Origin of the sequence: Maritalea porphyrae, assembly GCF_027213965.1 — a bacterium.
GTDB lineage: Bacteria > Pseudomonadota > Alphaproteobacteria > Rhizobiales > Devosiaceae > Maritalea > Maritalea porphyrae_A.
In genome coordinates this window covers 598,449-624,276 of record NZ_JAPWGX010000001.1, presented here as the reverse complement: position 1 = coordinate 624,276, position 25,828 = coordinate 598,449, and the positions used below count along the sequence as shown (strand labels likewise).

Here is a 25,828-nt window from a genome sequence, read left to right as displayed (position 1 = left end):
AAATTCTTTGGAGGTCGTGTCAGGCCGAAAGTCTGTTCATGGTCGCCCGGATTTCGGTGCGTAAATCGTCAATAAGGGTAATGTTATCGCCGTCTTCAAGGTGCCAATAGGTCCAGCCATTGCATGAAGCTGCGTCTTGCACCAAGGCGCCAACCTTGTGGATCGAGCCTTCATGGCCGTCGCAAATTAGCGACCCGTCAGCGCGCACCGTGGCTTTGAATTTTTTCTTTGAGTCCCAAAGGGTTGCGCCGGGCATAATCATGCCTTGCTCAATCAACGAGCCGAACGCAACGCGCTTTTCCGCCCGTTTGCCCTTCACCGTTTCAAGTACGATATTCTCAAGCGTTTTGATCGAAGCAATGCGTTTTAACGCCGCGTTGATATACTCGCTTTCACGCTCACAGCCGATGAAATGACGACCCAATTTTTTCGCCACAGCGCCCGTGGTGCCGGTGCCAAAGAACGGATCAACAACAACATCGCCCGGCTTGGTTGTGGCCATAAGTATCCGATATAACAGACTTTCTGGCTTCTGCGTCGGGTGCACCTTGTCGTCATTTTCGTCTTTTAAACGTTCATTTCCCGTGCAAATCGGGAACAGCCAATCAGAGCGCATTTGTGTGTCGTCGTTCGACTGTTTAAGCGCGTCATAATTGAAAGTTGGCTTGCTAGACTGGTCGCGTGTTGCCCATATCAGTGTCTCATGCGCATTGGTAAACCGTGTGCCGCGAAAGTTCGGCATTGGGTTGGATTTGCGCCAAATAATATCGTTCATCATCCAGAACCCCAGGTCCTGCAAAATTGCGCCAACGCGGAAAATATTGTGGTAAGAACCAATCACCCAAAGCGCGCCATTTGGCTTGAGGATGCGCTTTGCGGCTGTCATCCAATCGCGGGTGAATTTGTCGTAATGCGCATAGTCGGAAAACTTATCCCACTCATTATGCACACCATCTACATTAGACTGGTCAGGGCGGGTAAGCCCTTTTTCCAATTGAAGAAAATAAGGTGGATCAGCAAAGACAAGGTCAACCGAACCTGCTGGAAGCGAGTTCATATGCTCAATGCAATCACCCACCAAAATGGTGTCCAATGGCAGATAATCAGAACCCTTTTCGCCCGTAGGACGAAGCGACGCAACACTGCGCGTCGACGAATGCTTGTTACGCAACATTCTATGTACCTTGTACGCTTTACTACGCTTTCATTTGTAATTTCTTAGGGTTAAGGGGGCGCTAAAACTTATGGTAAACCAAACGTAAAACATGCAATTTGCACGCTAAGACGCTGTTTTGAATCAGCTTTTGTTAGCTATAATTTCTGCAATTGGTTTGAAATCAGCCCTGTGATGGGGCGTTGCACCGTGGTTTTGTAGCGCTTGCATGTGCAACGCTGTGCCGTAACCTTTGTGTTTGCCAAAGCCATATGCGGGCAGGGATTGGTCCAATAGTACGCACATCCGGTCGCGTGTCACCTTGGCAATGATAGAAGCCGCGGCGATGGACAAGGATCGGCTGTCGCCCTTGATCAGCGCTTGCCCGCGACAAGGCAGTTTGGGTGGAATATCTCGCCCATCGATTAAGGCAATGTCAGGAGTTATTGAAAGCGATTTGACCGCCTGCGCCATCGCGTGAAGCGTCGCACCACGTATATTGCGCTCAAAAATGGTACTGGGTGGAGCCGATGCAATGCCCACATGGGCGTTGGCCATAATGAGGTCGTAGAGTTCGTCGCGCTTCTTGGCGCTGAGCTTTTTGCTGTCGTTCAAACCATCCGGAATGTGATCTGGGTGCAAAATAACGGCGGCGGTGACAACAGGTCCCGCCAACGGCCCACGCCCCGCTTCATCAACTCCACACACAACCAGCCCCTTCGCCCGGAATTGATCTTCGATTGAAAAATCAGGCCCATCGCCAAACAGGGAAGGTTGTGAATCAGCATTGTTCATGCCCTCAATTTGGCATTACCTCTTGTTTGCTCCAAGTGTTTATTCAGATCCAGCGTCAAGGCGCACAACAATCTTTCCTTTGGCGCGAACCGTTGCTAAATGGTGCATGGCTTTTGGGGTCATCTCGAAAGGATACGCCTTGTCGATGGTGGCCTCTAGGTCACCCGTAGCTGCCAAATCTGCCACAGTTTGCAGATCAGCTTTGTCAAAACTTGCCATCATCACGCCAACTTTCTGGGTGGAGAAATTTGACGATAAAGGACCCCCAATCAACGCGCGGAACATGGAAGCAGGAGTGGAAAACCCAACCATCAGGCATTTGCCATTTTTTGATAGGCACGAGCGCATGTCTGAAAGACTACGGTTGCCAACAAGGTCGATGATCAACTCATATGATCGGCGCGTGCGGGTGAAATCGCCTGTATGATAATCAATTGCATGGTCAGCGCCAAGCTGGGTGACGAGGTCTATGTTTTTGCCACTGCACACAGCTGTGACTTCCCCGTCAAAATGCTTTGCCAATTGCACTGCATAAGTGCCTATGCCGCCAGAAGCGCCATTGATTAAAACGCGCATCCCCTTGTGTACGTTGCCATTTTTGGTGACCGCTTGCAGGGCCGTCACACCAGCCAAGGGCAGGGCGGCAGCTTGTTCAAACGAAAGAGCCTCTGGTTTATGGACCAGACGATCTTGGGGCACACAAGTGAATTGCGCTTGGCCTCCCTTATTTGCGCGGCCCATCACCTTGTCACCAATCTTGAAGTCAGAAACAGCATCGCCAATCGCTTCAACCACTCCCGCAATGTCGGCTTTTAGACACAAGACCTTCGGACGCCTGAAACCCGTTATTGGCCGCACCGCAAACATGCCGTGCATCATGTGCATTTCTTCGGGGTTGAGCGAAAAGGCATGCACCTTTATCTGCAATTCGTTCGCCGCTGGCTCGGGTTTTGCGACTTCACTAAGGCGCAACACATCTGCTGGGCCGTAGTTGTGGTGGATGAAAGCTTTCATGGTTCTAAACTCATTTACGCGTTGATTGAAATAAAGGGAACTAGCCAAGATGGGGCAACCACATGAACATAAAGGCACCAGCCGTGCCACCAGCCAAAAGCAGTGTGATCACGAATAAGCCAAGGCCAAAGGCGAGGCGCCAGATTTTGTTGCGCGAGGTTTGTGAGCGCAAATAGGCTTCCATAACAGCGAGTGGCAGCAAGAAGTGCCCAAACGCCCAAAAGATGTCGAACCAGCCGGTTCCCGCATCATTCATTCCTGCAGGGCCTTGGTTGATCATGAACCAAACAATCATACCGACACGCAAAAACCAGACGCCGTGGATCAAAACGAAGGCGCGTAAAACCCAGCGGCGGTGATCAGCGATTTGACCTTTAACGGCCAAGCGCCAAGCCATGATGCAAAACACCAGAATAAGGATGCCATTGAGGCTGTTGCCAAGCCCCATAGTGAAGCCCGAAACATTGCCGCGCGTGATGTTGATGTAAAGACCAGAAAGCGAGACAATGATGGCGCTGATCATAAACAGCCGTCCGTTCCATCGGTGAAACGGTGCAGCTTTCGCGCGGATTTTTGGCACCAATTGCAGCGCGCCGCCAAATGTTAGAATGGCGGCAACAATCATATGGGCGGCAAACGCAACATTGCCCCAAGTGTCGCCTGGCACAAATCCATGACCGGTTGGCAGCACTGTATTCCAAGAAGTCCAATCCCCTTGCAATGCGCCTGCACTGTAGACTTTGACAATGTAATAGCCAAAAACTGCGAAACCAATGGTGGTGACCACAAACCATACTTTGGCAGATAATTGCAGGGTTTTGTTTGGGTTTAGAAAGCCCGTCTTGCGGGTGGAAGTTAACGTGTCGCTCATGCTGGATCCAGTGTTTGAAAATACTGATCAAAACCTAGCTCTTGGCATCAATTCATTGAATGGCCGCAGCGATCAAAGCCTTAGCACTTGCGTTCATAGACTTGGTTTTACTGTGAGGGTTTCATCATGTGCCAGACGTTGATTTAGAATTTGGACGAGAAGTCCCAGAACGGCGCAGGCGAACAACCCAATCGCCATAGATTGGGGAGAACCATCAGAAACGATGCCGAACAGGCCGATGACCGCACCGCCAATCAGCATTTGCAAGGTGCCACCAACCGAGGATGCGAGCCCTGCGCGCTCACCTTGTTTGTTGAGCGACAATACCATGGCAAGGGGGATCAAAAGCCCCAAAAATCCGTTGGATAGGAACATTATGCCAATCAGAGTTTCGATTTTGAGCAACCCAATTAAAGCAAGCAAAACCATTGTGCCCGTTGAAGCTGCATATCCAGCAGCACCTACCATCAAAATGGCGTTGTTCCCAAATCGCGCTGCCAAGTTGGAAGAAAGCAAAGCCGTTGCAAAAAACGAAATGGAGTTGGCCCCAAGCACCAAGCTAAACTGCAACGCGGTTAGGCCAAAAAATTGCTGATAAACAAACGCACCCGACGCGATGTGGACGAACATGCCAGCGAACCCAAAGGCACCCAAGAGCGTCATCACGACGAAATTGCCATCCTGAAATATCGCTATGACGTTGGACCAAGGCGTTGCAGCTTTAAGCACTGAACGGGCCAGCAGTGGGTTGGTTTCCTCAAGCATTGTAAGCGCAATAAAAAACGCCAATAGGGTCAGCACTCCAAGTCCGCCAAATATCCAACGCCAGCCCCAATATTGTGCGATCATGCTGCCCAAAAGTGGTGCAATAAGTGGTGAGATAGCGGTGACCATCATTACATACCCCATCAATTTTGCAGCATCCGCACCTTGATATTTTTCGCGCACCACTGCCCGCATCAGTACCATTTGCGAAGCGCTGCCAAGGCCTTGGAGACCACGACCTACGATCAGCCAAACAACACTTGGCGAAAGCGCACAAAGCACGGTGCCAACAAGGAATATGAGCAACCCAAAATAAAGCGGTGGCTTGCGCCCAACCCTGTCTGACCAGGGGCCATAAAGCAGTTGAGCGACGCCAAAACACAAAAAGTAGACGGTGAGTGTTGTCTGAATGCTAAGGGTCGTTGCACCTAAATCATCGGCCACGTTTGGCATCACCGGAATGTAAATATCAATGGCGATCGAGCCGACAAAAATGATAACACCGAGTATGAGACCAAGACGCAACATAGGCATTCTCCAAGAGTATCAGAACGGTGCGACGTGATATAAATCGGTGCGCATCCACTTTAAGCTTGGACAAGGGGTACCCATTTATGTGCAATGGGGACATGGCTTTACAGGTCAAAATTTGGCCCGATGGGATCAGAGCGTTGCAAAGGAAATTTGGGGGTTAGATGAAAAGTGCAAGTGTTTCGGCGGGATATGTAAATGCATTTTTGGCTTTCGCCCAAACCAAAGGTGCTGACCAACCCGAACTTTTGCGCCAAAGCTCCATTCAACCCGTAATACTTGAAGACGCGGACAATCGCGTGCCGCTCGACGCCTATCAATCGCTCATGCAGCACACACAAATCATGTGCCAAATGCCAGAAATTGCACTGGCGTTTGGCGCGGGGACAGACCTCGAGCAAATCTCAGTTCTGGGCATCATCTCACAAGCGTCCAACACCATGGCGGATGCTTTTGCCATGGCCAATAGATATGGCCCGCTGGTGGATGATGTCGCTTTAGCGGGCGCTGGTGATCGGTTTGCTAAAATTGTCGACAAACAGGGCGTGTGGTTTGTTGACCAACGGGCCACCCCAAACGCCTTTCCGGAGCTGACTGAAACAACGTTTGCTCGCATTGTGAGCGACATCAACCGCCATTTTGACGGGCGGCCAAAGGTGATTAAGGTCTTGATGACTCACGCAGCGCCCGCGCATGCCGAAAAATATCAAGACTATTTGCAAAGCCCGATTGAGTTCTCTTCCAACAAAAATGCACTGCTGTTTGCCGAGGACTGGAACGCCATTCCGATGCCGCGTTCTAACCAATATTTGTTCGGTGCATTGGCAAGCCACGCAGAGGATTTGCTGTGCACGCTCAAAGCTGCCGACACGGTGCGGGCCAAGGTGGAGCAAATACTCTTGCCGTTGCTGCATACCGGCGATGTTTCAATGGAAACAGTGGCCAAACAACTCAACCAAAGTCGGCCAACGCTTTATCGAAAACTAAAAACTGAAGGCGTGAATTTTGAACAAATTCACGATCAATTGCGCAAAACTATGGCGCTTGATTATCTGAGCAGCCGCAAGGTTTCTGTCAACGAAACCGCCTATCTGGTGGGCTTTGCGGACGCCAGTTCTTTTTCGCGTGCGTTCAAGCGATGGACGGGCGATAGCCCACGCCAGTTCAAGCCCGAGTAGCAATTTTCCCCTGCGACAAAGCGGCACTTGCAAGTTCAATTTCCTCACAATACGCTCGGGGCATTCATATTGGGCGCTGAACGCGGTCGACTGCCATATGGGCTCGACAACCGTGGCGTTTCAGCCCCGTTTGATGAGCAAATGGGGTGTGCAACAGGAGCTAACCCCAATGAAAACCATCATAGAACCTTTCCGCATCAAGTCCGTCGAGCCGATCCGTTTCACAACGGTTGAAGAGCGTCGCCAATTGGCCAAGGACGCGCACTACAATCTTTTCGGCCTGCATTCGGACGATGTGCTGATCGATCTGTTGACAGACAGCGGCACCTCCGCCATGAGCGCCGCTCAATGGGGCGCGATGATGAATGGTGACGAGAGCTATGCCGGTTCACCTTCGTTTTTGCGCTTTGAAAGCGCTGTGCGCCACTTGATGGATTTTAAACACATTATTCCCACCCACCAAGGCCGCGCCGCAGAGGCCATATTGTTTTCGATTTTGGGCGGCGAGGGCAAAAAGATCCCTTCAAATACCCACTTCGATACCACCCGCGGCAATATTGAAAGCACGGGAGCTGAGGCCCATGATCTGCTGATCGTTGAAGGCAAAGACCCGGCAAACTTGCACCCCTTTAAGGGCAATATTGACATTGCGCGGCTTGATGCATTTCTTGCAGAACTTGGGGATGCGGTGCCTTGCGTGATGATTACAGTCACCAATAATGCAGGGGGCGGCCAGCCGGTGAGTTTGGCCAATATTCGTGCCACGGCTGAAATGGCGCGCAAATACGATCGGCCATTCATCATTGATGGATGTCGCTTTGCCGAGAACGCCTATTTCATTAAACAGCGCGAAGAAGGGCAGGGCGAACGTTCCATTAAAGAGATCGTGCGCGACATGTTTGAGCTGGCCGATGGCATGACCATGAGTGCAAAAAAGGACGCGTTCGCCAATATCGGCGGCTGGCTGGCGCTCAACGACGATGAGTTGGCACAGAAAGCGCGCAATCGTCTCATCATGACCGAAGGGTTCCCAACCTATGGTGGATTAGCCGGGCGCGATCTGGATGCGATTGCGCAAGGTTTGACCGAAATCGTTGACGAAGAGTATTTGAAATACCGGGTCCGCTCGAACGCCTATATCGTTGAGCGCTTGGACGCGCTTGGTATTCCTGTAGTCAAACCAGCAGGCGGTCACGCAGTATTCGTCGACGCCCGGTCTTGGCTGTCGCACATCAAACCATTGCAATACCCCGGGCAAGCGTTGGCCGTGGCCTTGTATGAACTCGGTGGCATTCGCGCCTGCGAAATAGGCACAGTCATGTTTGGTCGTTCGCCCGACGGTCGTGAAAACCCTGCCGCAATGGACCTTGTGCGGCTTGCCATGCCACGCCGTGTCTACACACAATCCCACGCCGACTACATCGTTGAGGTGTTTGAGGAGTTGAACGAAATCAAAGGCACCTTGCCTGGTTACCGGATCACCGAAGAGCCACCGGCGATGCGGCACTTCACGGCCAAATTTGAACCAATTGAGTGATGATAACGGTCGGGTTGGGGGCTATCCCTCAACCCGCAGATATCCGGTGAGACCTGTCTTTTGGTGCTCAATCACATGGCAGTGGAAAGCCCAATCGCCCGGATTGTCAGCAACAAGGGCCACATCCATGGTTTCGCCGGATTGCAATAGCGCTGTGTCGGTGAAAAGGGTCGGCAATTGGCGTTTGTCTGATCGGATCAGTTTAAATGCCAAGCCATGCAAATGGATCGGATGGTCGTTTGGCGTATTGTTGCGCAGGCGCAGAATATAGCTTTTGCCCAACTTCATGGTCGCTAGCGGATCAAGTGGGCCGGGTGTGTCACCTAGCCAAGGCTTGCGGTTGATAGACCAAAAAACATAGCCCAATGAGCCGCAAATGCTTTGCAATGGTTCAGCCCCATCCGGTGTCCAGCCGAAGGTGAAATCCAAAATCTCAGCATTGGCCAGGTCTGGCTCTTTCACAGGGTTGGGTGGCAGCGGCTTGAGTTCTTCTAAAGAACGCCCTAGCGAAGTGCCAACCGAGCGGAAAGTGGCCATCAAACGGGGGCCGGACAGAATGTTCAAAAACAGTTCCGCCACTTCGCCTTCCTTTTCTGGCATGCGCACTGCTACATCGGCGCGTTGGCCAGGGGCGAGCAAAATGTCAGATGCTGGCAGCGGCTGCGGAACAGGATGGGAATCAAGGGCGATCACTTGCGCGTCTGCACCAGAGATTTGGTAGTTGCCCACACGGGTAACGTCAGTCACCGCAAGGCGCAATCGCACAAGACTGCCGGCGGGGAAATCATAGGTGGGCTGAACCTGCCAATTAACCGTTGAAACAGTACCCAGCGTGCCGCCTCGTGCTGCAAGTCTTGGCTTAAACATGGCGACGAACTGCCCGTCAGTGCCCAACCGGAAATCGCGGATGTTGAGCGCCAGATCATGGTCAAAACCCGGGTCCTCAAGCTCCTCCACAATCAAAAGGCCGGTCATGCCGCGCCCCATTTGATCAAGCGTGTTGCAATGGGGGTGATACCAAAATGTACCCGCATCTGGGGAAGTGACATTGTAGCGAAATGTCTCCCTCATTTCGATGGGCTTTTGAGTAAGATAGGGCACACCGTCCATATCATTTTGATGCCGCAAACCGTGCCAATGTACGATACTGGCCTCGCGCAGATTGTTCACGACGTCAATGGTTTTGGTCTGATGCTGTTTGAACCGAATAGTTGGAGCCGGTCCACTAGTGCCAAAGCCCATCATGTGCTCGGTGATTTTGCCCGGCATTATTTCATGGCTCAAATAGTTGAGCGGCAATTGCGAATCTGCTGAAAGCGCATTTTTGGCGATCGCATAGGTCGTTGAAGAGGCTGCAAAGGCCGCAGCTGACCCCAACAAAAACTCGCGGCGTGACATGCCCAACATTCTATATTCCTAAAGTCAGTTTCACAGCGCGACCTGTAAAAATGGATGGCCCCATTTGTCAGCCAACTTAAACCAGTCAGGTTTGCCAGCCAATGTACAAATTGTCCCATCTAAGACTTTTTTAGCCTAGAACAAGCTCAATTGATCTTCTGGGACTTCGGGTTGTGTGAAGAGGTCTGTCCGCAAATGCGGCAAGCGCTTTTTCAAACCGTTGCGGTTCATGGCCAATTCAAACCGACGCTGCAAAGCATAAGCATAAGGCCCTTGCCCCGACATGCGTGACCCAAAGCGCGGATCATTGTTGCGTCCACCGCGTACATCTCGCACCAAATTGAGCACATGACGCAATTTGTCTGGGTAAAAGCGCAACAGCCATTCGCGGAAAATATTGCGCACTTCGCCCGGCAATCGCAGCATGATCATACCTGCTGCCGTTGCGCCTTGCGCGGCGGCGGCATCAAGAATTTTTTCCAATTCACTGTCATTGATCGCGGGAATAATCGGTGCCGCCATCACCATCGTGGGAATGCCTGATTGGCTGAGCAATTCAACAGCTTCAAGCCGTTTGGAAGGTGTGGAAGCACGCGGCTCCAATTCCCGACAAAGCTTGCGATCAAGCGTGGTGATCGACATAGCCACATGCACGAGGTTTTGTTCGGCCAGTTCGGTCAACAAATCTAAGTCCCGCACCACAAGCGCGGATTTGGTGACAATAGTCACGGGGTGCTTGAACTCAATCAAGACCTCCAAGATTTCCCGCATGATTTTGCGTTCACGCTCAATCGGTTGATAGGGGTCGGTATTGGTGCCAATGGCTATTGGTTTTGGCGTATATTTTTTGCGGCTCAATTCTTCGCGCAACCGCGCTGCCGCGTTGGTTTTGGCGTAAAGCTCTCGCTCAAAATCAATACCTGCCGAATGGCCCAAATAGGCGTGGGTTTGGCGCGCAAAACAATATGAACAACCATGCTCGCAACCGCGATAAGGATTGATGGATCGATCAAAATTTAGGTCCGGAGACTCGTTCTTGGTAATAATCGACTTCGCACGCTCTTCGCGCACATTGGTTTTAAAATCAGCCAATGTTTCTAAGGATTGCCAACCATCATCAAAACTCTCATTTTGGAATACCTCAAATCGTCCCGACAAGTTGCTCTGCGCACCCCGACCGCGATTGCGATTTGGCGAAACCATTTTACTTGCCAAAATGTCGCCATCAGCGCTTTTGGCAATGCGGGCCAAACTGTCTGGCGGTGGCGGGAAAGCTGCATGAATAGCCATTTTCACCTCGCGATCAAAGGGTTAACAAATCGTTCCACTAGAATAGAACAAAATGAGAACAAATTGTCAATCGAGATTTTGCGATGTCAGCTAACGTGCTGAAGTCTAAACGCTATTACCGCGAGGAATACTTCGGCAAAACTTCCAAAAAGTTACAAGGCTTATGCCGCGAATCGAGTTGGAAATTGATGACACCCTGCCAACCATCCCGGCAAGCTCCGCGTGAACCGGGCAAACAAAAGATCAAAGTCTCTCCCGCCAATCCGCCCGTGGCGCGACTTTGAATGGTCGATGTGCCAATTTGAGCAGCCGAATATTGGTGAAATAGAACAGAAAAACCGTCCATCACTTTGTCAAACAGGGGCTCCAATGCCTCGGGGGTAACATCGCGTTGCGAAAAGCCTGTGCCACCGGTGGTGATCACCACATCAATGTCTTTGTTCACAATCCAGTTCTGCACTTTTTGGCGGATCAATTGCTGGTCATCCGTCACAATGTCCCGATCTAAAACCATATGGCCGCTTTCACTAATCATCTCTTTGAGCAGTGCACCAGAATCATCAGTTTCAAGCGTGCGGGTGTCTGACACGGCCAGAATAGCAAAATTTAGCTTCACCATATCCTGAGACTGGTCAATTTTTGATTTGTACATTTGTGGCGAACTCCAATTGAGATTTTTGACGCAGACATTGCCATCCCAAGCGGGCTGCTTCAATGATTTAGAACAAACAAATCTGAATTCGGCACACGTTATTCAAACGTCGCCATTTTGGCTTTCAAGCTCAACATATCGCGCCACACCAATGCTTTTTGTGCAGGTTGACTTAATAAATAAGTGGGGTGCAATGTGGCGATTGAAGTGCAGGAATGTTCTCCCACTTCAATATCTTTCCACTTGCCTCGCAGACGCAAAATACCGGCCTCGGTCTTCAACAGTGTTTTTGAAGCGGCACCGCCCATGGTCACGATAACCTTGGGTGCAACCAATTCAACCTGCCGCACCAAAAAAGGCAAACAAACCGCGGTTTCCGCGGGCGTTGGATTGCGGTTGCCCGGTGGTCTCCACGGTAAGGTATTGGCGATAAAAACTTTCTCGCGATTAAGTCCAATTGCTGCGAGAATGCGATCGAGCAATTCACCAGACCGACCAACAAAAGGCGCACCTTGCATGTCCTCTTCACGGCCAGGTGCTTCGCCCACCAGCATAATGTCTGCGTCTGGGTTCCCAGCCGCAAAAACCAAATTGGTTGCGCGGTGTTTTAACGGACAGCCCTCAAAACCATCCATAGCTTCACGCAACGCATCTAGAGTGGTTGCCGCTGCGGCGAGGGCCTTGGCCTCTTCCACATTGTGGACCTCAGGCTGCATATGCGTTTGCGTGGGGGCGGGTGCATCGGTAGTCGTTTGGGCACTTGATGGCATGGAAGCCGGTGCTGTTTTTTGCACACTCGCAGGCGCAGCAAATCGATCGACGGGCTCGTCGCTCAGCGCCATGTCGACGCCCATTGCGCTGTACCATTCTAGGGCCGCGCGCATTATGCCAATGTCATTCCCACTTTCTTGCATATCAAGATCATATCACGCTAGATCGACCAATGTCATGAGCGAGTTGTCAAAGAACTGCCCCTGTAAACAAAGAATTGCACCTAAACGGTTGCGCGGCTGCCATAAAATGGCCAATCTCGGGGCAAAAGGTGACCCACCGATTCAGTTGATAAAGAAAGCCGCGTTTTGTGAACATTAAAATGAAGTTGATTCCCGCGATTGTTGGTTTGTCCATTTCGGCGATTGGAGCGAACGGTTTTGTTGCTGCGCAGGAAATGTCAGATACGACAAGCTTCATGGTGACACCACCTTCAGTTTCAGGCAGCTTTTTGGCAGGCCGGGGGGCCTACGAAGATAGACGCAACAAAGTGGCCGCCGCTTACTTTGAAAATGCGCTGGACATGGACTGGGACAATGTTGTGTTGCAAGAGCGCACCTTCAAGGCGCTTTTGGCATCGGGACAGGTGGCAAAGGCCGAAACCGTTGCGCGTCGCCTTGTTGAAGCCGCGCCCAATTATGAAATCTCAAAATTGGTGCTTGGCGTTGTTGCCCTTAAAGAGCGACGCTACAAATCGGTTGAAACCAGTTTAAGTGGCGCATCTCTCAATACGCTTTACGGCATTACATCGAATGTGGTTCTGGCGTGGAACCATGTGGGGAATGGCGAAAAGGCAAAGGCCTATAAGACTATCGAATCGATTACTCAAGATGGATTTCGAACGTTTTTGGTGTTCCAACATGCCTTGATGGCCGATGTTAGTGGCGACAAAGAGAAAGCCCGCGCGCTTTACGAGCAAGCCTATGAGGTCGATCCATATGTTTTTTCAATTGTTGAGGCTTACGCACGCTTTTTGGCCAACAACGGTGAGTTCGATCAATCTCTTGAGGTAATCAACCGCTTGCTTGAGCGCGGCGTTACCAATGAAGAAATTGAGCAATTGGCTCTAGTCGTTGCAGCGAAGAAACGGCCGGGGCGTTTCACGGAAAACGCTCAAGAAGGAACAGCAGAGTTATTGCGCGGCCTTTCTTCTGCTCTTTCGCGTGAAGGGGCTTCAGAGCCTTCGTTAATGTTGGTGCGCTTGGCGGGCTACATAAATCCAAAATCTGTCCAGATCGCCTTTGCAACGGCTGACTTTTTGGAAACCGCTGAGCGGTATGAAGAAGCCAACGCAATTTACGAAAACATACCAAAAAATTCACTGCATTATTATTCAGCATTGGTGCGCAGCGCAGAAAACCTGCGCGCATTGGATCAAAGCGAGGCCGCGATTAAGCGGTTGCGCAATATTGTGGCGCTGCGTCCAGATGATGTAACGGCGATAACAGCGCTTGGCGACACATTGCGCTTTGAAAAGCGCTATGAGGAAGCTGGCGAGGCATATTCTAGGGTTCTGAAACTGACGGGTGGCGAAAGGCTTGTCGATTGGCACATTTATTATGTGCGTGGCATTGCGTACGAGAGGCAAAAGAGTTGGGAGTTGGCGGAAGCTGACTTCAAACAAGCGCTGGTGCTTTATCCCGACCAGCCCCAAGTCCTCAACTATTTGGGATATAGCTGGGTCGATCAGGGCATCAATTTAGTCGAAGCTCTGGAAATGATTGAAACAGCCGTCAGCCTGCGCCCAAACGATGGGTATATTGTGGATAGCCTTGGCTGGGCCTATTTTCAACTCGGCCGATACGATGATGCCGTTGAAACGCTGGAGCGCGCAAATCGGCTCACCCCAAGCGACGCCACCATTAATGATCATCTAGGCGATGCATATTGGCACGTTGGCCGCAAACGCGAAGCTGGCTTTCAATGGGCGAAAGCCAAAGAAATGAAACCTGACGAGGAATTGGCCCTAAAACTTGACGCTAAGATTGCGGATGGCTTGAACGCTAATGCAGAACAGGCTGATGCGGGTTAGCATTTATGAGTGTTTGGACGGAGCCTGCGCCAGCAAAAGTTAATCTCTCCTTGCATGTAGTGGGACAGACGCCCAAAGGCTACCATCAATTGCAGGGCCTAACGGTTTTCACCAAATTGTGTGACGAATTGACGGCGCGCGAATCAAAGAAAGATCGACTTGGTGTTACCGGGCCGTTTGCCAAAGCATTGGTGGGCGAAGGGTCTAATATTATTCTCAAGGCGCTGGACCTGTTCCGCCATCATTGGCCCAAGTCTTTGCCCGATGGGCTAGACATTACACTGGAGAAAATGCTGCCTGTAGCCGCTGGCATAGGTGGCGGATCGGCTGATGCTGCAGCCACGTTGCGTATGGCAGCGCGCATGTCCCAAAGCGATATCTCAATCGCAGAACTATCAGAAGTGGCCTTGGAACTTGGTGCCGATGTTCCCATGTGTTTGTTTTCTCGCACATGCATCATTGGTGGTGTCGGTGAAAAAATTCAGGTTGTTGATCCTTTCCCTAAGCTGCAGTTGGTATTGGCAAACCCTGGGGTTGGCGTGCCAACGGCACATATTTTTAGGCAACTGAAATCAAAGTCCAATCCTCAAATGCCTCCCTTGCCAACACAAGTAGAGCATAGCGCTGCGCTGGCGCTTTGGCTGCAAGACACACGCAACGATTTGGAAATACCTGCCATTCAAATTGTGCCGCAAATCGCTGAACTAACACGCGAAATGGCGCACCTGCCAGGGTGCATATTGTCTCGTATGTCTGGCTCTGGTGCAACGGTGTTTGGTGTATTTGGAGCAGAAGTACAAGCCATGTCTGCCGCACAGCAAATGCATCAAAAGTTCCCAAATTCTTGGGTCGCACAGTCCCCGATTATCTGAGTTCAAAGCAAAACTACTTAACAGTTTAATAGTTACACTTTTAGCAAGGCTCTCGACCATTTCTCAAAACCCATGTGCAACACTGACCTTGTAAGAAAGTGAGGGAGAGTTGCGATGATATCAAACGAGAACATGCTGCAACCTTTTCAAATAATATACGCGAGCTTGGGCACCCGTCGCCTGACAAGGGACGAGATCCGTGATTTGCTTCACATCTCACGCAAGAACAATCATAGCGTCGATGTTGGTGGCTTGCTTGTTTATCACGACAATTGTTTTTTGCAGGTGCTGGAAGGCCCGCGGATTGCTGTGGAAGCGATCTTCATGCGCATTAAAACCGACCCACGACACCGCAACGTGAAACTTTTGTTGCGTCATGGTGTTGGTGAACTCGAGTTCAATGATTGGTCAATGGCCTATATCGATTCAGATGAAAGCAGCCGAGGATTGAAGGGCTATGTCGATTACCTGAAAGAGCTCGATAAAAAGTCAATTGGAGACTCAATCGCCATGCGAGTGCTGAGACGTTTTAAGAAAGACGATTGGCGTGCGCAAATTCTGGAAGAGTTTAGCAAAAGCGCCTAGGCTGCGCGTTCAACGCAGTAATCTGCGATCTCTATGAGGATACGCGCACCATTGCGCTCGGCCAGTGGCGCAAGCGCGGCCTTTGCCAAATCCGCATGTTCGTAAGCGCGATCCAGTGTGGTCTGCAGGGCACCGCAACTCTGTAATATGCCAACCACACGTGACACCGCTTTTTCACTCGCGTCTTGGTTGCCCAAATTCTCGCGAATAAACTGTGCGTCTGTAGTTGAAGCGTTTTGCAAGGCATGCAGTACGGGCAGCGTCATTTTGCCTTCGCGCAAATCGTCGCCCACATTTTTGCCAATTGTGCCGGACACGCCACCATAGTCGAGGGCATCATCGACCAATTGGAAAGCAATGCCTAATTGCGCACCATAGGTTTTCAGCGCTGAACGATCCGCCAAGTTGGCTCCGCCAGCCATTGCGCCAACTTCAGTAGCGGCTTCAAAAAGCGCAGCCGTTTTAGCTTTGATAACTTCAAAATAATCATCAACTTTGGTGTTTGCATCTTTTGCATTGGTAAGCTGAAAAACTTCCCCTTCCGCAATGATGGCGGCAGAGCGGGAAAGAATGCCCAGCGCTTCCAAATTGCCGGCGTCCACCATCATCATAAACGCTTGGCCCAACAAGAAGTCGCCAACAAGCACGCTTGCTGCGTTGCCCCAAATCTTTCGGGGCGCGTCCTGGCCGCGTCGTTTGTCGCTTTCATCAACCACATCGTCATGCAGCAACGTGGCCGTATGCATGAATTCCACTGCTGCGGCGTAGGAAATGTGCTGCTGCCCTTTGGGCTCGAACATCATCGCAGCTGCAACAGTGAGCATAGGACGTAAACGTTTGCCACCAGCGGAAATGAGATAGTTGGCGATGTCGGGAACCATTTGAACGTGTGACCCCACGCGCGAAAGCAAGAGCTTGTTGACCTCTTCCATTTCGACAGAGGTGTGCGCGACAAGTTGATCAACAATCGGTTGATCAATAATTTTTGCAGCAGTTGCTTCCATTGTGCTCATGTCTACTCGCCCCAACGCGTCAAAAACGCATCCGTATTTCCAGTTATCCCGCATGGGAGCTTTAAGCTACAGCGTTGCATTTCGCAAATCATCTTGTTGCAATTGGTACCAAAGGCTATGGCTATGCTATAAGTTTGCATTGATCGTCAACGTCAACAACCATTTGCAGCGCACTTTACATGTCCCTAGACCAGCCACAAGCGAATGTAAAACAGCAATATGTCACACAGGACGCATTCCTTGGTGGTGAGCTGGCGGTGCTGCAGCCCAAAAAAGGTTTTCGGGCTGGGGTTGATAGCGTATTGTTGGGCGCATCAGTTTCCGACGCCACAAACCATCTTTTGGAGTTGGGCGCCGGGGTGGGCGTTGCCACACTCACAGCGCTTGTTCACCACCCAAAGCTTTGCGCCCACATGGCTGAATTATCGCCCGAAGCGGTTGAGCTTTGCCAAATTAATGCTACAAACAACGGCCTTAGCGACCGCGCCAAGATCAGCCAAGTCGATATCATGGCGAAAGGGCCTGAGCGCGAAGCCGCCGGTTTGAAACCTGATCATTTTGACTGCGTAATCGCCAATCCACCCTATTTTGACGATAAGTCCGTGTCTTTGCCCCAAGACCAATATGGCGCGCAAGCTCACGCCCATGCCAAACATTGTTTGGAAAAATGGGTGAAAGTGGCGGTTAGCGCAGCGTCCGCAACCGCTGAGATTATCTTTATTCACCGCGCAGAAGCGATCAATGATTTGTTGCGCGCATATGATCGGCGCATTGGCAATATCTCGATCCTGCCCATCGTATCGCGCCCAGGCCAACCCGCATCGCGTGTATTACTGCGCGGCCAAAAAGGGTCGAAGGCACCCACAACTTTGCTTAGCCCCTTACATTTGCACGGGGAAACGGGGCGAGAGTTTTCGCCCCAAGTACAAAGTATTTTGATGGGAAAAGCGCAACTCCACTGGTAGAAGCGCAAATCATGCCTACATTACGGCAACAAGAAGCTTCTAGGGGATTATGTATGACCATCAGCAATGAACAAGACCAATCTGTTGTTCCAGCACCTTGGCATGTGCGCCTGTTGGGTCGGGACAGAACGGTGATCCCTGTCGTGCGCCTCTCAGGTGTAATCGAATCTGCATCGCGCCCGGACCGCATCAATATTCACAATTCAGCGCCTTTGCTTAAACGGGCCTTTTCGATAAAACGCGCGCCGGCAGTGGCTATCATCATCAATTCGCCCGGTGGATCGCCCGTTCAATCGCGATTGGTCGCAAAGTATATTCGCGACCTAGCGGCTGAGAAGAATAAGCAAGTCTTGGTATTCATTGAAGACGTGGCGGCCTCAGGTGGCTACTTTATCGCCAGTGCGGGCGACGAAATTATTGCTGATCCATCTTCCATCGTTGGCTCTATCGGGGTCATTTCCGCCAGCTTTGGCTTTGAAGATGCTATTGAAAAGATTGGCGTGAAGCGCCGTCTTTATACGGCGGGCAAAAACAAATCGACGCTTGATCCATTTCTGCCCGAGAAAAAAGCCGACATTGACCGGCTTAAAAAACTGCAGCTCGATATCCATGATGTCTTTATCGATTATGTGAAATCGCGCCGTGGCGATAAGCTAGACATGGAAAATCAAGACCTGTTCACCGGCGAATTTTGGACCGCAAAAACCGGCATTGAGTTTGGTCTTGTGGATCGATTGGGCGACATGCACGAAGTGCTGCGCGAGAAGTTCGGCAAAAAAGTAAAACTGGAACGGATCACACCCAAAAGACCGTTTTTTAGTATGCCGCGATTGCCCTTTATGCAAATAAATGGCGCAGAGGGCAGCTTTACGGATGATTTGATTGCTTCAGTTGAGGCCAAGTCAATGTGGAGCCGATTCGGGCTTTAGCGGGCAAAAAGGAGAGCGCGCATATGTGGCTAAGAGTAATCACTTTCGTGATCATCATTGCTGCCATCATTTATGGTGTGCGCGCCATTCGGCGCAACGTAATGGACTATTTTGATGAGGCGGACAAAGACAAACTCAAGCGCGATCGTAAAGACCGCAAGCGCTCAGACATCGTGGACTTGAGGCGAGATCCAAAGGATGGGGTTTTCCGCCCCGGCGATAATAAAAAAGATGATGACAAGGGCGCTTGATAAATTCAGCGTCGCGCATTAGGTTCGCGCCTGCACAAAACCCGATTGGCTGATCGACAAAAGGTTGCGACAATGAGCGACACCAAACTTCCTGCGCATATGGACCCAAAGAACTCGTTCCAGGGTTTGATCCTAACTTTGCAAAATTTCTGGGCTGATCAAGGCTGCGTTATTTTGCAGCCATATGACATGGAAATGGGCGCGGGTACGTTTCATCCTGCGACCACATTGCGCGCGCTGGGTCCAAAACCTTGGCGCGCTGCCTATGTGCAACCGTCTCGTCGTCCAACCGACGGTCGCTATGGTGAAAACCCAAACCGTTTGCAGCACTTTTATCAATATCAAGTGATCCTCAAGCCTTCGCCTGAGAACTTGCAAGAGCTTTACCTGCAATCGCTCTACGCCATTGGCATTGACCCCAAGGTCCACGACCTGCGCTTTGTAGAAGACGATTGGGAAAGCCCAACGCTTGGCGCATGGGGTCTTGGTTGGGAATGCTGGTGTGACGGCATGGAAGTGAGCCAATTCACATACTTCCAACAAGTCGCGGGCTTTGAATGCGCGCCAGTTTCGGGCGAGCTGACTTACGGTCTTGAGCGGATTGCGTGCTATTTGCAAAACGTTGATAGCATTATGGAGTTGAACTTTAATGGGCGCGAAGGTGATGAGAAGATCACTTACGCCGACGTGTTCTTGCAAGCCGAACAAGAATTCTCACGCTACAATTTTGATCACGCGAACACAGAAATCTTATTCCGCCATTTCAAAGACGCCGAAGATGAGTGCAAAGCCTTGTTGGCTGCTGGTGCCGATGGCAATCAACACAAGCTGGCCATGCCTGCCTATGAGCAATGCATCAAAGCTTCGCATGCATTCAACTTGCTTGATGCGCGCGGCGTGATTTCGGTGACTGAGCGCCAGAGTTATATTTTGCGGGTGCGCGAACTCGCCAAGGCTTGCGGTGGAGCATGGTTGCAAACCGAAGCTGGTGGCGCGTAGACCTTTAATTCTTGCACACAATCCCCTATATCACCCTTGTATGATCAAGGAGATGTGCGATGAAACGATCAAAGGATCGACGAATTGCCGCGCCGCCCAATCGAGCGGCCAAGGCGCTGAGTGAACATCAATTCAAACTCAAAATCGTCAAAAACAAACGTGATTATTCACGAAAAGCGAAACATAAAAAGGGACATTTGGATCATCTCCAAAATGTCCCTTTTTTATTGGCCGCTTAGTCGTTCACAAGTGCCAACTCTTTGTATAAACTCGCGTTCAATATCCATATGGGAGGCGCTGCGCCATGGAAATTTTCTGGGTACTTTTCTCAATCGTCATCGCGGTGGGCATCTATGCGATCATGGCCTACAACAATTTGGTCAAGAACCGCCAAATGGTAGAAGAAGGCTGGTCGGGCATTGACGTACAACTCAAACGCCGCGCCAATTTGATCCCCAATATGCTCGAAACCGTCAAAGGCTACATGGGCCACGAAAAAGAAACGCTGCAAGCGGTTACTGAAGCGCGCGCAGCTGTGCAAGGCGCTGCCAATGCATCACCTGCCGAACGCGGCAAATTAGAGAGCATGTTGTCTGGCGCACTGGGTAAACTGATCGCCGTGGCAGAAGCCTATCCGGATCTGAAAGCGGACAGCACATTCCTTGAATTTCAAGGCGCTTTGCAAACAACTGAGGACGAAATTCAACTCTCTCGCCGTTATTACAATGGGGCCGTACGCAACTTGAATGTGATGGTGGAAAGCTTTCCTTCAAACCTTGTTGCCAACCAGTTTCAGTTCGTTAAAGCTGAGTATTTCGAACTTGAAAACGAAGCGGATCGTGCCGTTCCTGATGTATCATTCTAAGGTCAACTTGAGGACGCATCTGCGTTCATTTCTGATTGTTTTTGCAATGTTTTTCGCTTTGGCACCAGCTTATGGTGCTGAGGCGATTTTGTCCTATTCCTCTGTCATCGACGTGCAAACCGATCGCTCGATCATCGTCACCGAAACCATTCGGGTGAACGCGGAGGGACGCGAAATTCAGCGCGGCATTTGGCGCTATATCCCAACAGAATCCCGCGGCGACAATGGCTATGCAATCGATCACGGCCTTGAAGTCTTACAAGTGCTTCGAAATGGAGAGCCTGACGACTGGCATTCTGAAACGGAAGCCAATGGCGAACGCATCTATATAGGCAATGCCGATGTTTATTTGTCGCCTGGCATCTACAATTACACGTTGAAATACAGAACGTGGCATCAAGTGCGCGACTTGCCAGATTCTGACCAAATTTACTGGAATGTTACGGGAAACTTTTGGAACATCCCAATTAACGCGTCGGTTGCGCAGGTGCGCTTGCCAGAAGGCGCGCACATTCAGCAAACAAGAGCTTACACGGGTGCGTTTGGTAGCAGCGCCAACAATGCAACGATTTCCCACGATGGTGCACTAAACACGACTTTCAGTGCCAACCAGTCATTCGCGCCGGGCGAAGGGTTAAGCGTTGTCGTTGGCTTCAACAAAGGCTTGATGGAACCGCCCACGGCTTGGGATAATTTTTGGGCTTATCTTTCTGATCGCCGTGCTGTGTTTTTGCCCGCCATTAGTTTTTTGCTGGTTTTTTCCTATTTCTATTCTGCATGGAACGCGGTGGGCCGGGACCCCAAAAAAGGGACAATTATTCCATTGTTCTATCCACCCAAGGGCTTTTCGCCCGCTCTAACCCACTATGTGCACAACTTCGGATGGGCAAAGTCTGGCTGGACAGCTTTCACCGCTGCTTTGATTTCCTTGGCCACCAAAGGGTTGGTGCAACTCGGACAGAATGGGGACGACACGAAAGTCACTGTGACCAACAAAGAGCCAGGCGAATTACCCAGCGGCGAGCTAAAACTCTACACATGGTTCCATGCCAAAGGATCTGTGGTTATCGACAAGAACGTAGGCGCCAGCTTGCATGAGTTGCACTCGGATTTTATCGACACCATTGAAGATGAAAACCGACGCACGTACTTCAATCGAAATTCGGGATTTGTCATCACAGGTCTTGCGCTATCCCTGATCTGCCTGTTCGGTATGCTCTATTTTGAAGTTCTGCATTTCTTCTGGCTGGTCGTTGCAGTTATTGCCGGTGTTGTTGTCGCCATAATCTCAGGCGTGATTTCGCACAGCGGCAAGGGGCCGCGCATGTCGCGGGGTATTGGCATCTTCATCTTCTTTGTGCTGCTGGGCAACATTTCGACCGGCCTAATCGCTTCGTTGAATGTGTTTGATCTGGGCACCCTCTACTCCGGTGACTTTTTTGCCGGCGCAAAACAGTTCGTGCAGGGCCAGCCCGGTGCAATAGCTGCAATTACCATTGTAATCATCAATATCGGTTTTGGCCTGACCATGCGTGCAGCCACCGTGCAAGGGCGCAAAATTATGGATCAAATCGAAGGGTTTAAAATGTATATGGAGACCGCCGAAAAAGAGCGGTTGAATATGCATAGTGCGCCTGATTTGACCGTTGAACGGTTTGAACAAATCTTGCCTTACGCTGTGGCGCTGGGGGTTGAAAAGCCTTGGTCGGAACATTTTGAAAAAGAACTGGCGCGCAATGCCGTAAACCCGCAAGATCAAAGCTATAACCCTTCTTGGTATGCGGGCCGGAGTTGGCGCGCAGGCCGCATTGCATCCAATATCGCTTCGACCGCAACGGCCATGAGTGCGGCAATGATCGCAGCTCAACCTGCATCCGCATCTTCGTCTGGATTTTCTTCGGGTGGCGGATTTTCAGGCGGCGGCGGGGGCGGCGGCGGCGGCGGCGGCTGGTAGTCTCCACAAAAGGGGGCAAAAACCGTGGACATTGACCCATTTGGTCGTTATCAAACTTTGACTTGAAATTCACCCAATTGAAGTAAGCAAATATGCCTGAACTCCTCCTCGAACTGTTTTCAGAAGAAATCCCTGCGCGTCACCAACGTCGTGCTGCCGAAAACTTGAAAAAGCTCGTTACCGACGCGCTGGTGGAGCGAGGTTTGCTATATGAGGGCGCGGTATCTTACGCGACCCCAAGGCGCTTAACCCTGTCTGTAGTGGGATTACCTGCAGCTTCTGCAGCCACCAAAACGGAACGTAAGGGCCCTCGCACGGATGCGCCTGAAAAAGCAATCGAAGGTTTTTTGCGCGCCGCTGGTTTGACTTCGCTAGATCAGGCAACAGTGCAGAACGATCCCAAAAAGGGCGATTTCTACGTCGCTATTACGGAAAAACCGGGTGAGAACACTACAGATATTGTCGCCGATATTGTGCCCACGCTCGTCGAAAAATTCCCTTGGCCAAAATCTATGCGCTGGGGAAGTGGCAATCTAACCTGGATTCGTCCGCTGCGCGCTATTACTGCAACCTTTGCAGTTGAAGGTGACGAGACCCAAACCATTGAGTTTGAGGTTGGTGGCGTAAAGTCAGGCAACACAACCTATGGTCACCGTTTTTTGGCCCCAGCGGCCATCACTGTGCGTCGCTTTGAAGACTACGCAGCCGCGCTGGAATCCGCAAAAGTGGTCCTTGATCTTGACCGACGTATGGAAATCATCCGAGCTGACGCCGACAATTTGGCTTTTGCCCAAGGGCTGGAAGTTATCACTGACCAAGGCTTGCTTGAAGAAGCCGCAGGCTTGGTGGAGTGGCCTGTGGTCATGATGGGGAAATTTGAAGAGCAATTCCTTGGTTTGCCCGAAGAAGTGGTGACCACTGCCATTCGTTCGCACCAAAAATGCTTTTGCCTCCGCGATGCAAAAACGGGGAAGTTGGCCGATAGCTTCTTGCTGATTTCAAATATTGAAGCACCTGACGGTGGCAAGACAATCGTTGCGGGCAATGAACGGGTGATCCACGCGCGTCTGTCTGACGCCAAGTTCTTTTATGACACGGATTTGAAACGGCCACTCGAGAGCCGATTGCCAAAGCTTGATGCAATGGTGTTCCATGAAAAATTGGGCACCCAATCTCAACGTGTTGAAAGATTGGTTGCTTTGGCCGCAGAGCTTGCGCCGATGGTTGGTGCACATGCTGACGACGCTGCTCGTGCAGCAAAAATTGCCAAGGCCGATTTGGTCACCGATATGGTTTTTGAGTTCCCTGAGCTCCAGGGTCTGATGGGAAAATACTACGCAGCCGCACAAGGCGAGAAACCTGAAATTTCTAACGCCATTCTTGATCACTATAAGCCATCGGGTCCAAGCGATGAGGTGCCAACACAATCCGTTTCGATTGCTGTGGCGCTTGCTGACAAACTCGACATTTTGACCGGCTTCTGGGCAATTGATGAAAAGCCAACTGGGTCAAAAGATCCATTTGCACTGCGCCGCGCAGCACTTGGCGTTATCCGCATCTCCCTCGACAACCAGCTTGATCTCAACCTATCAAAACTCGTTGGCGATCACATGGTGCGTATTTCGGGTGCCGCGGATGAGGCAAAAATTGCAGATCTAATGTCCTTCTTTGAAGACCGTTTGGTTGTGCAAATGCGCGACACTGGCATTAAACACGATGTATTGGACGCTGTGTTGGGCAACGGCGGTTTGGCCAAGGGCTTCACGCTGCCAAGCATTGTTGCGCGAGCGAAAGAATTGGCCGGATTGCTGGAAAGCGAAGCTGGCGAAAGCTTGCTCGCCGGTTATCGACGTGCTGCAAATATTCTGCGGGCCGAGGAAAAGAAAGACGGTAAAGCTTTCAATCAGACCGTCGACAATTCAGCGTTTTTGCTTGACCAAGAATCGCAGTTGTTCTCTGCCATCAAGGTGGTGAATGAAAGCGTTGCCGCCAACATCTCCAATGAAGATTTTGCCGCAGCGATGAATGATCTTGCGTCACTGCGTCTGCCCGTTGATGCGTTTTTTGATGATGTGATGGTGAATGATGATGATCCAAAAGTGCGGATCAACCGTTTGAATTTGCTCGCTAAACTGCGCGAAACAATGCATTTAATCGCTGATTTTTCAAAACTGGCCGGCTAGGGTCCGTTCGGCCAATAGGAGGGGAAATGTCGCAACACAAAGTTGCACTTCTTGGTGTGCCGGTTGACCATAATTCAAGCTTTCTGCCCGGGGCATCCCTTGCGCCGGCGCGCATTCGTGAAGCTTTTCATTGTGACAGTTCCAACATGTGGACAGAGCTAGGGGTCGACCTTGGCAACAATGAAAATTGGGTTGATGCGGGGGACGTTAGCTTTGCAGATGGCGATCGACTAAAAACCTCACAAAAAATTAGAGCCACAACGCTTGAATTGATCGCTGAAGGCAAGCGTGTCTTGTCATTGGGCGGTGATCACTCCGTGTCCTTTCCGCTGATCGATGCGCACGCCCAAAGCTATGATGGGCTGAATATTTTGCACGTCGACGCTCATGGTGACCTCTATGACGATTTTGAGGGTAATCCATTGTCCCATGCCTCACCGTTTGCGCGGTTGATGGAAACCGGCCGAATTTCTCGATTGTTGCAAGTTGGCATTCGCACCCTAAACGATCATCAACGCGAACAGGCCGCGCGCTTTGGCGTTGAGATTATCGAGATGAAAGATTGGGACGACAATGCTCAATTGGGATTTGATGGGCCCGTCTATCTGTCTGTGGACCTTGACGGCTTGGACCCAGCATTTGCTCCGGGCGTTTCCCATCACGAGCCCGGCGGTTTTTCATCGCGTCAGGTGATCAATTTGGTCCATTGCTTTGAAGGGCCATTGGTTGGTGCCGATATTGTCGAGTTAAACCCCCACCGCGACATCAACAATATGACCGCCATGGTCGCTGCGCGTTTGGCAAAAGAAATCATGGGCCGATTGCTTGTTGGCGGCTAAACGCAAACAATTCATTCACTATATTCCGATAGATGAATGTGGCGCAAACACCTAGTGTTCTAAAGATTGTCAGAACGAGAGTATCAATGAGTAAAAAATCGGCTGCAAAATCTTTGTTTGTGGGACTGTTGTTGATCGGCTCAAGTGCAGCAACAGCTGCAAACTTTGAGTTAAAGTCTTCGAGCGCTGCCGAGATTGGGTGGTCAAAGAAAGCAGAATGCGAAGCCAAAGCAAGCAAAGCTTGCACGTCAGCTTATTTCTGTTCAAACAATATTTGGATGGCCGAAGATGCTTTTGACCGCGTTCAAGACCGCCGCTACGCAGGTGAGCAATTGATCATCGTCAAAGACAGTCAGCCAATCTGTGCGGTGAATTAAAAGCTGCGC

25 protein-coding genes are annotated in these 25,828 nt (G+C 50.8%); 15 read left to right on the top strand and 10 right to left on the bottom strand.

What is annotated here, in order from left to right; genetic code table 11:
• Nucleotides 1-19: 19 nt before the first annotated feature.
• The 5 genes from O4H47_RS03295 to O4H47_RS03275 form a co-directional block, all read right to left on the bottom strand.
• On the bottom strand, nt 20-1,174 hold the full coding sequence (locus tag O4H47_RS03295) for a site-specific DNA-methyltransferase (RefSeq protein ID WP_269392509.1): 1,155 nt from the start codon (nt 1,172-1,174) through the stop codon (nt 20-22).
• Nucleotides 1,175-1,297: 123 nt separating this feature from the next.
• Nucleotides 1,298-1,948, bottom strand: a complete 651-nt coding sequence (locus tag O4H47_RS03290) for a ribonuclease HII (protein WP_269392508.1) — start codon at nt 1,946-1,948, stop codon at nt 1,298-1,300.
• A 39-nt stretch (nt 1,949-1,987) separates the two neighbouring features.
• Nucleotides 1,988-2,962 carry an NAD(P)-dependent alcohol dehydrogenase gene (locus tag O4H47_RS03285; protein ID WP_269392507.1) on the bottom strand — a complete coding sequence of 325 codons (975 nt, stop codon included), beginning with the start codon at nt 2,960-2,962 and terminating at the stop codon, nt 1,988-1,990.
• Nucleotides 2,963-3,002: 40 nt separating this feature from the next.
• Entirely contained in the window at nt 3,003-3,833 is an 831-nt protein-coding gene (locus tag O4H47_RS03280; protein ID WP_269392506.1) for a DUF2306 domain-containing protein, read from the bottom strand.
• Nucleotides 3,834-3,926: 93 nt separating this feature from the next.
• Complete coding sequence (locus tag O4H47_RS03275) at nt 3,927-5,126, bottom strand: multidrug effflux MFS transporter (protein WP_269392505.1); 1,200 nt, start codon at nt 5,124-5,126, stop codon at nt 3,927-3,929.
• Between the two features lie 167 nt (nt 5,127-5,293).
• Between O4H47_RS03275 and O4H47_RS03270 the strand changes: the two genes are divergently transcribed.
• On the top strand, nt 5,294-6,307 hold the full coding sequence (locus tag O4H47_RS03270) for an AraC family transcriptional regulator (RefSeq protein WP_269392504.1): 1,014 nt from the start codon (nt 5,294-5,296) through the stop codon (nt 6,305-6,307).
• 169 nt (nt 6,308-6,476) lie between these two features.
• A complete protein-coding gene (locus tag O4H47_RS03265) occupies nt 6,477-7,844 on the top strand; it encodes a tryptophanase (protein WP_269392503.1) in 1,368 nt (455 codons plus the stop codon).
• Between the two features lie 21 nt (nt 7,845-7,865).
• Here the strand turns inward: O4H47_RS03265 and O4H47_RS03260 are convergent, their stop codons facing one another.
• From O4H47_RS03260 to O4H47_RS03245, 4 genes are all read right to left on the bottom strand, one after another.
• The gene (locus O4H47_RS03260; RefSeq protein WP_269392502.1) at nt 7,866-9,251 is read right to left on the bottom strand and encodes a multicopper oxidase family protein; all 1,386 of its coding nucleotides are present in this window, start codon (nt 9,249-9,251) and stop codon (nt 7,866-7,868) included.
• A gap of 126 nt (nt 9,252-9,377) precedes the next feature.
• Nucleotides 9,378-10,532 (bottom strand): PA0069 family radical SAM protein, encoded by a 1,155-nt coding sequence (locus O4H47_RS03255; RefSeq protein WP_269392501.1) that lies wholly within the window; start codon nt 10,530-10,532, stop codon nt 9,378-9,380.
• Between the two features lie 115 nt (nt 10,533-10,647).
• A complete protein-coding gene (gene moaB, locus O4H47_RS03250; protein ID WP_269392500.1) occupies nt 10,648-11,184 on the bottom strand; it encodes a molybdenum cofactor biosynthesis protein B in 537 nt (178 codons plus the stop codon).
• A gap of 98 nt (nt 11,185-11,282) precedes the next feature.
• Nucleotides 11,283-12,098: a uracil-DNA glycosylase gene (locus tag O4H47_RS03245; RefSeq protein ID WP_269392499.1), complete on the bottom strand. Its 816-nt coding sequence runs from the start codon at nt 12,096-12,098 to the stop codon at nt 11,283-11,285.
• Between the two features lie 179 nt (nt 12,099-12,277).
• On the opposite strand from O4H47_RS03245, the gene O4H47_RS03240 reads away from it, so the two are divergent.
• The 3 genes from O4H47_RS03240 (at nt 12,278) to O4H47_RS03230 (ending at nt 15,444) form a co-directional block, all read left to right on the top strand.
• Nucleotides 12,278-13,987 (top strand): tetratricopeptide repeat protein, encoded by a 1,710-nt coding sequence (locus O4H47_RS03240; protein WP_269392498.1) that lies wholly within the window; start codon nt 12,278-12,280, stop codon nt 13,985-13,987.
• Between the two features lie 5 nt (nt 13,988-13,992).
• Nucleotides 13,993-14,859 (top strand): 4-(cytidine 5'-diphospho)-2-C-methyl-D-erythritol kinase, encoded by an 867-nt coding sequence (locus O4H47_RS03235; RefSeq protein WP_269392497.1) that lies wholly within the window; start codon nt 13,993-13,995, stop codon nt 14,857-14,859.
• A 114-nt stretch (nt 14,860-14,973) separates the two neighbouring features.
• The gene (locus O4H47_RS03230; protein ID WP_269392496.1) at nt 14,974-15,444 is read left to right on the top strand and encodes a BLUF domain-containing protein; all 471 of its coding nucleotides are present in this window, start codon (nt 14,974-14,976) and stop codon (nt 15,442-15,444) included.
• Here the strand turns inward: O4H47_RS03230 and O4H47_RS03225 are convergent.
• Nucleotides 15,441-16,457 carry a polyprenyl synthetase family protein gene (locus tag O4H47_RS03225; protein ID WP_269392495.1) on the bottom strand — a complete coding sequence of 339 codons (1,017 nt, stop codon included), beginning with the start codon at nt 16,455-16,457 and terminating at the stop codon, nt 15,441-15,443. The two genes, O4H47_RS03230 and O4H47_RS03225, sit on opposite strands and share 4 nt — an antisense overlap.
• A 179-nt stretch (nt 16,458-16,636) precedes the next feature.
• On the opposite strand from O4H47_RS03225, the gene O4H47_RS03220 reads away from it, so the two are divergent.
• From O4H47_RS03220 to O4H47_RS03175, 10 genes are all read left to right on the top strand, one after another.
• Complete coding sequence (locus O4H47_RS03220; protein WP_269392494.1) at nt 16,637-17,422, top strand: tRNA1(Val) (adenine(37)-N6)-methyltransferase; 786 nt, start codon at nt 16,637-16,639, stop codon at nt 17,420-17,422.
• Between the two features lie 53 nt (nt 17,423-17,475).
• A complete protein-coding gene (locus O4H47_RS03215) occupies nt 17,476-18,351 on the top strand; it encodes a S49 family peptidase (protein ID WP_269392493.1) in 876 nt (291 codons plus the stop codon).
• A gap of 23 nt (nt 18,352-18,374) precedes the next feature.
• Nucleotides 18,375-18,602, top strand: coding sequence for a hypothetical protein (locus O4H47_RS03210; RefSeq protein ID WP_269392492.1), 228 nt, complete (start codon nt 18,375-18,377; stop codon nt 18,600-18,602).
• A 99-nt stretch (nt 18,603-18,701) separates the two neighbouring features.
• Nucleotides 18,702-19,601: a glycine--tRNA ligase subunit alpha gene (locus tag O4H47_RS03205; protein WP_419719593.1), complete on the top strand. Its 900-nt coding sequence runs from the start codon at nt 18,702-18,704 to the stop codon at nt 19,599-19,601.
• A gap of 59 nt (nt 19,602-19,660) precedes the next feature.
• Nucleotides 19,661-19,840: a hypothetical protein gene (locus O4H47_RS03200; protein ID WP_269392490.1), complete on the top strand. Its 180-nt coding sequence runs from the start codon at nt 19,661-19,663 to the stop codon at nt 19,838-19,840.
• Between the two features lie 122 nt (nt 19,841-19,962).
• Nucleotides 19,963-20,466 carry a LemA family protein gene (locus O4H47_RS03195; protein WP_419719592.1) on the top strand — a complete coding sequence of 168 codons (504 nt, stop codon included), beginning with the start codon at nt 19,963-19,965 and terminating at the stop codon, nt 20,464-20,466.
• Between the two features lie 46 nt (nt 20,467-20,512).
• Complete coding sequence (locus O4H47_RS03190; RefSeq protein ID WP_269392488.1) at nt 20,513-22,420, top strand: DUF2207 domain-containing protein; 1,908 nt, start codon at nt 20,513-20,515, stop codon at nt 22,418-22,420.
• Between the two features lie 92 nt (nt 22,421-22,512).
• A complete protein-coding gene (gene glyS / locus O4H47_RS03185) occupies nt 22,513-24,603 on the top strand; it encodes a glycine--tRNA ligase subunit beta (RefSeq protein ID WP_269392487.1) in 2,091 nt (696 codons plus the stop codon).
• Nucleotides 24,604-24,629: 26 nt separating this feature from the next.
• On the top strand, nt 24,630-25,442 hold the full coding sequence (gene speB / locus O4H47_RS03180; protein WP_269392486.1) for an agmatinase: 813 nt from the start codon (nt 24,630-24,632) through the stop codon (nt 25,440-25,442).
• Between the two features lie 86 nt (nt 25,443-25,528).
• Entirely contained in the window at nt 25,529-25,819 is a 291-nt protein-coding gene (locus tag O4H47_RS03175) for a hypothetical protein (protein WP_269392485.1), read from the top strand.
• Nucleotides 25,820-25,828 lie beyond the last annotated feature (9 nt).